General features: G+C 64.5%; 8 protein-coding genes. All 8 read left to right on the forward strand.

What is annotated here, in order from left to right:
- The first annotated feature begins 51 nt into the window (after positions 1 to 51).
- The 8 genes from ACN8M7_RS02385 (at position 52) to atzF (ending at position 11574) form a co-directional block, all read left to right on the forward strand.
- On the forward strand, positions 52 to 1329 hold the full coding sequence (locus tag ACN8M7_RS02385) for a DUF3426 domain-containing protein (RefSeq protein ID WP_490259648.1): 1278 nt from the start codon (positions 52 to 54) through the stop codon (positions 1327 to 1329).
- 229 nt (positions 1330 to 1558) lie between these two features.
- Positions 1559 to 2557, forward strand: coding sequence for a tRNA dihydrouridine synthase DusB (dusB, locus tag ACN8M7_RS02390; RefSeq protein ID WP_061240421.1), 999 nt, complete (start codon positions 1559 to 1561; stop codon positions 2555 to 2557).
- Complete coding sequence (gene fis / locus ACN8M7_RS02395) at positions 2554 to 2874, forward strand: DNA-binding transcriptional regulator Fis (protein WP_061240420.1); 321 nt, start codon at positions 2554 to 2556, stop codon at positions 2872 to 2874. The genes dusB and fis overlap by 4 nt, the downstream gene beginning before the upstream one ends.
- A 74-nt stretch (positions 2875 to 2948) precedes the next feature.
- Positions 2949 to 4556, forward strand: a complete 1608-nt coding sequence (gene purH / locus ACN8M7_RS02400; RefSeq protein ID WP_490259649.1) for a bifunctional phosphoribosylaminoimidazolecarboxamide formyltransferase/IMP cyclohydrolase — start codon at positions 2949 to 2951, stop codon at positions 4554 to 4556.
- A gap of 131 nt (positions 4557 to 4687) precedes the next feature.
- Complete coding sequence (gene purD, locus ACN8M7_RS02405) at positions 4688 to 5977, forward strand: phosphoribosylamine--glycine ligase (RefSeq protein ID WP_490259650.1); 1290 nt, start codon at positions 4688 to 4690, stop codon at positions 5975 to 5977.
- A gap of 111 nt (positions 5978 to 6088) precedes the next feature.
- The gene (locus ACN8M7_RS02410; RefSeq protein WP_490259651.1) at positions 6089 to 8875 is read left to right on the forward strand and encodes a hybrid sensor histidine kinase/response regulator; all 2787 of its coding nucleotides are present in this window, start codon (positions 6089 to 6091) and stop codon (positions 8873 to 8875) included.
- A 42-nt stretch (positions 8876 to 8917) separates the two neighbouring features.
- Positions 8918 to 9514, forward strand: a complete 597-nt coding sequence (locus ACN8M7_RS02415; protein WP_024306831.1) for a MarC family protein — start codon at positions 8918 to 8920, stop codon at positions 9512 to 9514.
- Between the two features lie 260 nt (positions 9515 to 9774).
- Positions 9775 to 11574 carry an allophanate hydrolase gene (atzF, locus tag ACN8M7_RS02420; protein WP_490259652.1) on the forward strand — a complete coding sequence of 600 codons (1800 nt, stop codon included), beginning with the start codon at positions 9775 to 9777 and terminating at the stop codon, positions 11572 to 11574.
- Positions 11575 to 11613: the final 39 nt, after the last annotated feature.

Raw genomic sequence — 11613 nt, forward strand, 5'->3', positions numbered from 1 at the left:
CGCGCGCAGTCGTTGCGTTAGACTAGCCGCTTGGATTTTCCGGACCTGCGCATGAGCGAAAGCCACGTCACCCAGTGCCCCCATTGCCGTACCAGCTTCCGCGTCAGCCAGGCGCAGCTGGCTGCTGCCCATGGCGCAGTACGCTGCGGTGCCTGCCTGCACGTGTTCAATGCTGCCGAACAACTGTTCGGCGCGCGCGGCGCCACACCTGCGCCAACGCCGGCCAAGACGGCAACCGCACCGGCCAAGGCTCCAGCTGAATCCACCGCCAAGGCGCCGGCGACCAAAACGGCTGACGATACGCTGTGGATCCATGACGACCTCGACCTGGACAGCCTCGATCTCGACGAGGAGCTGGCCAGGCTGGAGGAGCAGGAACAACAGCTGTCGCAGCAGTTCCTGGCCCTGGAGCGAGCGCCACGCTACGCCGAGAATTTCGATACCGGCCCGGCGGATGAGCACGAAGACGCACACGACGAAGCCTGGGCCGAAGCGCTGTTGCGCGACGAGCAGGTAGAACGCGAGCGCGCCAGCTTCGAGTTGCAACCCACCGACAAGCAGCCGGCGCCCGGCCTGGCCGAGCCCAAAGCAGCCATTGAATTCGTCGCTCCCATTACGCCGCGCCAGCAGCAGACCGTTGCCGATGACCTCGACGAAGCCGACGAGCCACGCCTGGGCAATATCGCTGACGCAGCGGAAGAGCCAGAGCAGCCGGATGAACAGCCAGCAGGCAGCGAGCGCGAAGAGCCGAAAGTGACGCGCAACGAGCCGGGCCTGCGCGAGGAGCGCCTGTTCGAGCTGGACGACGAGCCGCTGCAGCTCGACTGGCAGCAACCACAAGGTCACTCCTGGGGCCGCCTGTTCGGCTGGGGACTGCTCAATCTGTTGGCAGCGGGCGGCCTGCTCGCGCAATACGCCGCCTACAACTTCGATGAACTGGCGCGCCAGGATCGCTATCGCCCCTGGTTCGAACAGCTGTGCCCGAACATCGGCTGCACGCTGCCGTCGAAAGTCGACATCAGCCAGATTCGCAGCAGCAACCTGGTGGTGCGCAGCCACCCCGAGTTCTCCGGCGCCCTGATCGTCGACGCCATCCTGTATAACCGCGCCCCTTTCGCCCAGCCCTTCCCGCTGCTGGAAATGCGCTTCGCCGACCTCGGCGGACAACTGGTCGCCAGTCGTCGCTTCAAACCCAGCGAGTACCTCGCCGGCGAACTGGCAGGACAGCACGAAATGCCGCCACAGACGCCCATTCACATCTCCCTGGACATCCTCGACCCGGGCCCGCGCGCTGTGAACTACAGCCTCAGCTTCCACTCCCCCGAGTAGCCTACAGACGCCGCGACCCGTGGTCGCAGGCCGTCTATCTAACTACTGGCGATAAGCCCATAGCTGTTCAGAATTTGTTCAAAACGACCTTTATCCGGTCATCCAGAGCGGGTATCATGCCCACCCTTTCGCGAGCACCGACCCACCATCGTATCCCCCGAGGACACAGTGGAGGCCAGGTGTTGATCGCCCTTTGTCTCAACTGCGAACCAACAAGCAGGGACGCCCCATGTCGGCCCCACGTATTGGCCCCTACACATTGCCCAATCGGTTGATCCTGGCCCCCATGGCCGGTGTAACCGATCGCCCGTTCCGCCAGCTGTGCCGCGATCTTGGCGCCGGCCTGGTGGTATCGGAGATGGTCACCAGCGATGTGCGCCTGTGGAATAGCCGCAAGTCCAGCCTGCGCCTGCTGCATAGCGGTGATCCCGAGCCACGCTCGGTGCAGATCGCCGGTGGCGACCCGCAGATGATGGCCGACGCCGCACGCAAGAACGTCGAGCTGGGCGCACAGATCATCGACATCAACATGGGTTGCCCGGCCAAGAAGGTCTGCAACAAGGCCGCCGGCTCCGCCCTGCTGCGCGACGAGCCACTGGTACGCGAGATCCTCGATGCGGTGATCGGCGCGGTGGACGTGCCCGTGACCCTGAAGATCCGCACCGGCTGGGACCGCCAGAACAAGAACGGTGTCACCGTGGCGAAGATCGCCGAAGATGCCGGCATCACTGCACTTTCCGTACACGGCCGCACCCGCGCCGACCTGTACACCGGCGAAGCCGAGTACGACACCATCGCCGCCATCAAGCAGGCGATCAGCATTCCGGTGTTCGCCAACGGCGACATCGACTCCCCACAAAAAGCCAAGGCCGTGCTCGACGCCACCGGCGCCGATGCCCTGCTGATCGGCCGCGCCGCTCAGGGCCGGCCTTGGATATTCCGTGAAATCGAGCACTACCTGCGCACCGGCGAAACCCTGCCGGCACCGAGCCTGCTCGAAGTGGAACGCATCCTGCTGGAACACCTGGCCGCACTGCACGCCTTCTACGGCGAATTGATGGGTGTACGCATCGCCCGCAAGCATGTCGGTTGGTATCTGGCAACCCTGCCGGGCGCCAGGGAGTTTCGCGCCCAGTTCAACCGTCTGGACAGTACGGACGCACAGTGCGCCAACGTTCGCGAGTTCTTCCGCGAACGGCATAACGATGGAAACGAGGTGGCCGCATGACGTTGATGACAGAGACCCTAGTGAGTGGAATTGCACCCGTGAGTGACAACACCAGCCTTAAACAGCACCTGAACACGCCGAGCGAAGAGGGCCAGACCCTGCGCGGTTCCGTGGAGAAGGCGCTGCATAACTACTTCGCCCACCTTGAGGGCGCGGACGTCACCGACGTGTACAACCTGGTGCTCACCGAAGTCGAAGCGCCGCTGCTGGAAACCGTCATGAATTACGTGAAAGGTAACCAGACCAAGGCTTCCGAGCTGCTCGGCCTGAACCGTGGCACGCTGCGCAAGAAGCTCAAGCAGTACGATCTGCTATAACCCTGAATTCCCGAAAAGGGCGGCCCGCATGAGCCGCCTTTTTTGCTGATATCCCCGCTCTGATGGATAGTGAAATGACCGACCAGACCACCCTTCTGCCTGTGCGCCGCGCGCTGATTAGCGTTTCCGACAAGACTGGCGTCCTCGAATTCGCTCGCGAACTGGCCGCCCTCGGTGTCGAGATTCTCTCCACCGGCGGCACCTACAAGCTGCTCAAGGACAACGGCGTAGCTGCAGTGGAAGTGGCCGACTACACCGGTTTCCCGGAGATGATGGACGGCCGCGTGAAGACCCTGCACCCGAAGATCCACGGCGGCATCCTCGGCCGCCGTGCGCTGGACGGCGCGGTGATGGACGAGCACGGCATCAAGCCGATCGATCTGGTAGCGGTCAATCTGTATCCCTTCGAAGCCACAGTGGCCAAGCCTGACTGCGATCTGGCCGATGCCATCGAGAACATCGACATCGGCGGCCCGACCATGGTCCGCAGCGCGGCGAAGAACCACAAGGATGTAGCCATCGTGGTCAACACCGGCGATTACGCCGGCATCGTCACCTCGCTGAAAGCTGGCGGCCTGAGCTACGCCCAGCGCTTCGATCTGGCCCTGAAAGCCTTCGAGCACACCGCGGCCTACGACGGCATGATCGCCAACTACCTGGGCACCATCGACCAGGCGCGTGACACCCTATCCACCGAAGGCCGTGGCGCCTTCCCGCGCACCTTCAACAGCCAGTTCGTCAAGGCGCAGGAAATGCGCTACGGCGAGAACCCACACCAGAGCGCGGCGTTCTACGTGGAAGCGAAGAAGGGCGAAGCCAGCGTCTCCACCGCCGTGCAACTGCAGGGCAAGGAACTGTCGTTCAACAACGTGGCCGACACCGACGCCGCGCTGGAGTGCGTGAAGAGCTTCGTCAAGCCGGCCTGCGTCATCGTCAAGCACGCCAACCCGTGCGGCGTCGCCGTGGTACCTGAAGACGAAGGCGGCATCCGCAAGGCCTACGACCTGGCCTACGCCACCGACACCGAGTCGGCCTTCGGCGGCATCATCGCCTTCAACCGCGAGCTGGATGGCGAAACCGCCAAGGCCATCGTCGAGCGCCAGTTCGTCGAAGTGATCATCGCGCCGAAAATCTCCCAGGCTGCCCGCGACGTGGTCGCTGCCAAGGCCAACGTGCGCCTGCTCGAGTGCGGCGAGTGGCCGGCCGAACGCGCTGCCGGCTGGGACTTCAAGCGCGTCAATGGCGGCCTGCTGGTACAGAGCCGCGACATCGGCATGATCAAGGCAGAAGACCTGAAGATCGTCACCCAGCGCGCGCCGAGCGAACAGGAAATCCATGACCTGATCTTCGCCTGGAAAGTGGCCAAGTTCGTCAAATCCAACGCCATCGTCTACGCCAAGAACCGCCAGACCGTCGGCGTCGGCGCCGGCCAGATGAGCCGCGTCAACTCTGCGCGCATCGCTGCAATCAAGGCTGAACACGCCGGCCTGCCGGTGCCGGGCGCGGTCATGGCCTCCGACGCCTTCTTCCCCTTCCGCGACGGCATCGACAACGCCGCCAAGGCCGGCATCACCGCAGTGATCCAGCCCGGTGGTTCGATGCGCGACAACGAAGTGATCGCCGCGGCTGACGAAGCAGGCATTGCCATGGTGTTCACCTCGATGCGCCATTTCCGTCATTGATTGGCTGGTGGATGGCTTCGGCCATCCACCCTACGTCACTCGAAATGTGTAGAACGTAGCCCGGATGAAATCCGGGGGACACCCTAATTGAAAGCCCCGGATTGCATCCGGGCTACGCTCAGGAGAACCCCATGAACGTACTGATCATCGGCAGCGGCGGCCGTGAGCACGCCCTGGCCTGGAAAGTGGCGCAGGATCCGCGCGTCGAGAAAGTTTTCGTTGCCCCAGGCAACGCCGGCACCGCCGTCGAAGCCAAATGCGAGAACGTCGCCATCGACGTGCTGGCCATCGAACAGCTTGCTGATTTCGCCGAGAAGAACGTGCAACTGACCATCGTCGGCCCGGAAGCACCGCTGGTCAAAGGCGTGGTCGACCTGTTCCGCACACGCAAGCTGGACATCTTCGGCCCCACCGCTGCTGCTGCCCAGCTGGAAGGCTCCAAGGCCTTCACCAAGGATTTCCTGGCACGCCACAAGATCCCCACCGCCGACTACCAGAACTTCACCGAGATCGAGCCGGCGCTGGCCTACCTGCGCGAGAAAGGCGCACCGATCGTGATCAAGGCCGACGGCCTGGCCGCCGGTAAAGGCGTGATCGTCGCCATGACCCTGACCGAAGCCGAAGACGCTGTGCGCGACATGCTCGCCGGCAATGCCTTTGGTGACGCCGGTTCGCGCGTGGTGATCGAGGAATTCCTCGATGGTGAGGAGGCCAGCTTCATCGTGATGGTCGACGGCGAGAACGTGCTGCCGATGGCCACCAGCCAGGATCACAAACGTGTCGGCGACGCCGATACCGGCCCGAACACCGGCGGCATGGGCGCCTACTCGCCGGCTCCGGTGGTCACCGCCGAGGTGCACAAGCGCGTGATGGACGAGGTGATCTACCCGACCGTGCGCGGCATGGCCAGCGAAGGCAATGTCTACACCGGTTTCCTCTACGCCGGCCTGATGATCGACAAATCCGGCGCGCCGAAAGTCATCGAGTTCAACTGCCGCTTCGGCGACCCGGAAACCCAGCCGATCATGTGCCGCCTGGAAAGCTCCCTGGTGCTGCTGGTAGAAGCTGCGCTGGCCAAGGCGCTGGACAAGGTCGAAGCGACCTGGGACCCGCGTCCGACCGTGGGCGTGGTGCTGGCTGCCGGCGGCTACCCGGGCGACTACGCCAAGGGCGATGTGATCGAAGGTCTGGATGACGCCGCACAGCTCGACGGCAAGGTGTTTCACGCCGGCACCGCACTGAAGGACGGTCAGATCGTCACTGCTGGCGGTCGTGTGCTGTGCGCCACCGCCATCGGCGCCAGCGTGGCCGATGCCCAGCAGCAAGCCTACCGCCTGGCCGAGAAGATTCGCTGGAACGGCATGTTCCACCGTAACGACATCGGCTATCGGGCCATCGCCCGCGAACGCGGCGAAGACTGAGGCCGCTTGGGCAGTACGGCGCAGCAGGCCAATAAAATGCCGCGCTACGCCGTATTCCCCCGAGCAAATGCTTGGCTATAATCCGGCCACTCATTTAGAAGGATTTTGCCCGTGCGCCGGCTCAGGATTGCCATCGGACTACTCGCCAGCCTGCTGTTCTTCGGCCTTGCCCTGACAGCCACTGCGAACACAGCCCAGACCAGCGTACAGGGTTGGTCCTACCTGGTTGACGAAAGCGCTCGCCTGGGCCTGGAAGAAGTGCGCGCCCAACGCCAGCAGTTCAAGCCCCTCAGCAAGCAGTCCTTCACCTTCCCGCCCAGCGACCACGCCGTCTGGCTTCGCGCCAAGCTCGCGCCGCAACAGCAACCCGCCTGGCTGTGGATCTTCTCGCCACGGGTGCAGTACCTCGATTACTACCTGCTCAAAGACGGCGAACTGGAGCAGAGCCTGCACACCGGCGAGGCCATGCCACTGGACTCGCGGCCGCTACCGTCGCGTTTCTACCTGATGCCGCTGCCAAATGATGGCCAGGCCCGCGTCGCCTATGTCCGCCTGACGTCCAACCACCCGCTGATGACCTGGTTCAAGGTCATGGATCAGGCCGAGCTGGTCAGCCTGGAAAAACCCGCCTACCTCTACGGCATGCTCTTCGGCGCCCTGCTCCTGCTGACCCTGTACAACCTCATCCGCTTCATCTACAGCCGCAGCGCCAGTGGCCTGTGGCTGGCCGGGGTGAACATCGGCCTGGCGGTGTGCTCGTCGGCCAACCTCGGCATCTTCGCTCAGTGGTTGCCCAGCCTGGGCTACAACCAGTCCTTGATCGCCGACCTCTCTGCCCTGTTCGCCGCCTTCAGCGCCTTGGCCTTCGGCCTCAGCTTCATGCACCGCACGCCGGTGCAGCACAGCCCACTGAACCGTCTGCTGCAGGGCAATGCCTTGCTGATCCTGGTCTATGCACTGTGCATCGTCGTTACCGGCCTGTTCTGGTTCAGCTCGCTGGTCTACCTGCTGGTGGTCCTGAGCGCGATCAACCTGCTGGTGGTAAGCGGCCTGCACTGGCGCGCCGGTTATCAGCCGGCACGCCTGATCACCATCGGCATGCTGGTGTTCAACATGGGCTTCGGCTTCTTCGTGCCGGTGCTGCTGGGCTTCGATCAGCTCAACCCGGGCTGGCTGGTGCTGGGCGTGTTCAGCGTCGCCACCCTGGCCGGGCTTATCCTCAGCGTGTCGCTGACCGAGCGGCAGCGGCAGATCCAGAGCGAAACCCTGCTGGAACATACCACCCTCGCCGCCAGCAGCGCCGAACTGCGCGCCAAGGCCGAATTCCTGGCCAAGATCAGCCACGAGATCCGCACGCCGATGAACGGCGTGCTGGGCATGACCGAGCTGCTGCTGGGCACGCCCCTGTCGGCCAAGCAGCGCGACTACGTGCAGACCATCCACAGCTCGGGCAATGAGCTGCTTACGCTGATCAACGAAATCCTCGACATCTCCAAGCTGGAGTCCGGGCAGATCGAACTGGACGACGTGCAGTTCGACCTCGGCGCCCTGATCGAAGACTGCCTCGACATCTTCCGCGCCAAGGCCGAGCAGCAGCGTGTGGAGCTGATCAGCTTCATCCAGCCGCAAGTGCCACGGGTGATCAGCGGTGATCCGACGCGCCTGCGCCAGGCCCTGCTGAGCCTGCTGGACAACGCCTTCAAACAGACCGACGAAGGCGAGATCCTGCTGGTTGCCGCCCTGGACAGCAGCGACGGCCAGCATCGCCTGCGCGTCGCCGTGCAGGACAGCGGCCGGCCGCTGCTGCCGGAAGAGCGCGACGCGCTGCTCAATGCCGAACTGCAAAGCCGTGACTTCCTGGCTGCCACCCGCCTCGGCGGGCGCCTTGGCCTGATCATCGCGCGCCAGCTGGTACGCCTGATGGGCGGCGAATTCGGCATTCAGGGCAGTGGCAACCAGGGCACCACCCTGTGGCTGACCCTGCCGCTGGACGCCGCCCGCCTGGAACAGCCGGAAACCGATCTGGACAGCCCCCTGCAGGGCGCACGCCTGCTGGTGGTGGACGACAACGACACCTGCCGCAAGGTGCTGATGCAGCAATGCAACGCCTGGGGCATGCAGGTCAGCGCGGTGCCATCCGGCAAGGAAGCACTGGCCCTGCTGCGCACCAAGGCGCACATGCGCGAATACTTCGACGCGGTGCTGCTCGATCAGGACATGCCGGGCATGACCGGCATGCAGTTGGCCGCCAAGATCAAGGAAGATCCGAGCCTCAACCATGACATCCTGATCATCATGCTCACCGGCATCAGCAATGCGCCGAGCAAGGTGATCGCCCGCAACGCCGGGATCAAGCGCATCCTGGCCAAGCCGGTGGCCGGTTACACGCTCAAGACCACCCTGGCCGACGAGCTGGCCCAGCGTCCCAACGACACCCCGGCGCAGGCTGCACCGACGCCGGTGAGCACGCCGCTGAACGCGCCGGAGGACTTCCGCATTCTGGTGGCCGAAGACAACAGCATCTCGACCAAGGTGATTCGCGGCATGCTCGGCAAGCTCAACCTCAAGCCGGACACTGCCAGCAACGGCGAGGAAGCCCTCAGCGCAATGAAAGCGCAGCCCTACGACCTGGTGTTGATGGACTGCGAAATGCCGGTGCTCGACGGCTTCTCTGCCACCGAACAGCTGCGCGCCTGGGAAAAGAGCGAGAAACGCCCGCGCACCCCGGTGGTGGCGCTGACCGCGCACATCCTCAACGAACACAAGGAGCGCGCGCGCGCCGTGGGCATGGACGGGCACATGTCCAAGCCGGTCGAACTGTCGCAATTGCGCGAACTGATCGAGCACTGGATCGCCGAGCGCGAACTGCGTCGCCAGCGTGACGCGCTGCCACACTGATAGTTCTTCTTACCTTTACTGCCTTTCTGCGAGCCTGCCGCCATGGCGTCCGAGTTGTTCAGCCTGTACCTGAAGATGCTGGTGCTCTACAGCCCCTTCTTCGTCCTCTCCTGCTTCATCGGCCTGAGTCGCGGCTACACCCTCAAGGAGCGCAAGCGCCTGGCCTGGAAAGTGGCGCTGGCCACGCTGATCGCCAGCGTGCTGCTGTACCTGTTCGGCAAGCACATCTTCACCCTGTTCGGCATCACCATCGATGCCTTCCGCATCGGCGCGGGTTCGGTGCTGTTCATCTCTGCCCTCGGCATGGCCCAGGGCAAGTCGGCGGTACAGAGCGACAACGTGCAGCAGGACGTGACCATCGTGCCGCTGACCATCCCGCTGACCGTCGGCCCCGGCACCATCGGTGCCCTGCTGCTGATGGGCGCCAGCCAGCCGCACTGGGACGACAAGCTGGTGGCAGTGGCGGCGATCTTCCTCGCCAGCCTCACCGTCGGCGTGGTGCTTTACCTGTCCAACCAGTTCGAGCGCCTGCTCGGCGACCAGGGTCTGCAGATCGTCAGCCGCCTGATGGGCCTGTTCGTCTGCGCCCTGGCCGCCCAGATCATCTTCACCGGAGTGAAGAACTACCTGGTGCCGTAACGCCATGACAGGCGCATGACCTGCCCCGGATTTCATCCGGGCTACGCCACTGGCCCTACGATCCCCCAGGGTGCGCTGCGCGCACCGCCAGCCCCAGAACCTTGCACCATTCGTTTGCAGTCCAGCCCCACCGCGGTGCAGCGCCTCGCGCCAAAAACCCTGCCGCTGCCCTGAAATCCCCGAAAATACGGGCCTGCGCAAAACTGGCACCCTCATTGCTCTAACGATTCCAACTTGGATACAAGATGGAATCTCGAAGCATGTCCAACGCACCTATCGCGCTCACCCTCGCGCAGTGGCAACAGACCTACCGCGACGGCCAATCCCCTGCCGAACTGCTGCACGCTCTGCGCCTTGAACTGCACAGTGAAGACAGCGCCTGGATCGCCCTGGCCAGCGAAGCCCAGCTCGATACCCAGCTCGATACCCTGGCCACCGCGCTGGAAGGCGCAGCTGGCGACCTGAGCAAGCTGCCGCTGTACGGCGTGCCTTTCGCCGTCAAGGACAACATCGATGCAGCCGGCTGGCCCACCACGGCCGCGTGCCCCGAGTTCGCCTACCAGGCCGAGGCCGATGCCAGCGTGGTCGCCCGCCTGCGCGCCGCCGGCGCAATCCTGATCGGCAAGACCAACCTTGACCAGTTCGCCACCGGCCTGGTCGGCACCCGCTCGCCCCATGGCGCAGTGCCCAACAGCTTCAACCCGGACTACGTCAGCGGCGGTTCCAGCTCCGGTTCGGCCAGCGTCGTGGCGCGCGGCCTGGTGCCCTTCTCCCTCGGCACCGACACCGCAGGCTCCGGCCGCGTACCGGCCGGCTTCAACAATATCGTCGGGCTCAAGCCGACCAAGGGCTGGCTGCCCAATACCGGCCTGGTGCCGGCCTGCCGCACAGTCGACTGCATCTCGGTGTTCGCCCTGACCGTCGCTGATGCCCTGGCCGTGGCCAATATCGCCGGCGGCTATGACACCACCGATGCCTACAGCCGGCAGAACCCGAACAGCGCCAAGGTCGGCATGCCTGCCCAGCCGCGCCTGGCCGTGCCAGCCAACCCCGAGTTCTTCGGCGACAGCCAGAACCAGGCTGTCTACGAGGCAGCTCTGGGCACACTACGTGAACTGGGCGCCGAGCTGGTGGAGATCGATTTCGCTCCCTTCCAGCAACTGGCCGAGCAGCTCTACTACGGCCCCTGGGTCGCCGAGCGCACCGTCGCTGTGGAAGGCGTGAACCCCGAACACATCAACCCGGTGGTGCGCGGCATCATCGAGAACGGTCACCAGTACAGCGCCTGCGATGCCTACAAGGCCGAATACATTCGCGCCGAGCTGAGCCGCCGCATCAACGAAGCGCTGGCAGGCTTCGACGCCCTTGTGGTGCCCACCTCGCCAACCATCCGCAGCCTGGCCGAGATGGAAGCTGAACCGGTGCTGTTCAACAGCCAGTTCGGCACCTATACCAACTTCACCAACCTGGCTGATCTGTCCGCGCTGGCGATTCCCGCCGGCTTTCGTCAGGACGGCCTGCCCGCCGGCATCACCCTGATCGCCCCGGCCTGGCATGACCAGGCCCTGGCCGCCTTCGGCCAGCGCTGCCAGCAAGCAGTCAATCTGCCGCTGGGCGCCACCGGCAAGCCATTGCCCAAGCAAAGTCCCAGCGACAAGCCGGCGCCGGGGTGCATCCGTGTCGCCGTGGTCGGCGCGCACCTCACCGGCATGCCGCTGAACTTCCAGCTCAGCACACGCGATGCGGTGCTGGTGGAACAAACCACCAGCGCCGCGCATTACCGCCTCTATGCCCTGCCCGGCACCGTGCCGCCGAAACCTGGCCTGGCGCGGGTCGCCGAGGACGGCGCCGAGATCATCGTCGAGCTGTGGGACGTGCCGCAGGCGCGCTTTGGCGAGTTCGTCGCCGAGATCCCACCACCGTTGGGCATCGGCAACCTGGAGTTGGCCGACGGCCGCTGGGTCAAGGGTTTCATCTGCGAGCCCTACGCGCTGGATGGCGCGCGAGACATCACCAGCTTTGGTGGCTGGCGCGCCTTTATCGCCGAAACCAGGAAGTGAACTCCCCTCTCCCCGAGGGGAGAGGGAACAGATCAGCGC

The organism is Pseudomonas spartinae (assembly GCF_965197125.1).
In the GTDB taxonomy this organism is placed as follows: domain Bacteria; phylum Pseudomonadota; class Gammaproteobacteria; order Pseudomonadales; family Pseudomonadaceae; genus Aquipseudomonas; species Aquipseudomonas composti_A.

Coding starts and splice junctions, on each gene's coding strand:
- ACN8M7_RS02385 (WP_490259648.1), top strand. CDS start 52: ATGAGCGAAAGCCACGTCACCCAGTGCCCCCATTGCCGTACCAGCTTC.
- dusB (WP_061240421.1), top strand. CDS start 1,559: ATGTCGGCCCCACGTATTGGCCCCTACACATTGCCCAATCGGTTGATC.
- fis (WP_061240420.1), top strand. CDS start 2,554: ATGACGTTGATGACAGAGACCCTAGTGAGTGGAATTGCACCCGTGAGT.
- purH (WP_490259649.1), top strand. CDS start 2,949: ATGACCGACCAGACCACCCTTCTGCCTGTGCGCCGCGCGCTGATTAGC.
- purD (WP_490259650.1), top strand. CDS start 4,688: ATGAACGTACTGATCATCGGCAGCGGCGGCCGTGAGCACGCCCTGGCC.
- ACN8M7_RS02415 (WP_024306831.1), top strand. CDS start 8,918: ATGGCGTCCGAGTTGTTCAGCCTGTACCTGAAGATGCTGGTGCTCTAC.
- atzF (WP_490259652.1), top strand. CDS start 9,775: ATGTCCAACGCACCTATCGCGCTCACCCTCGCGCAGTGGCAACAGACC.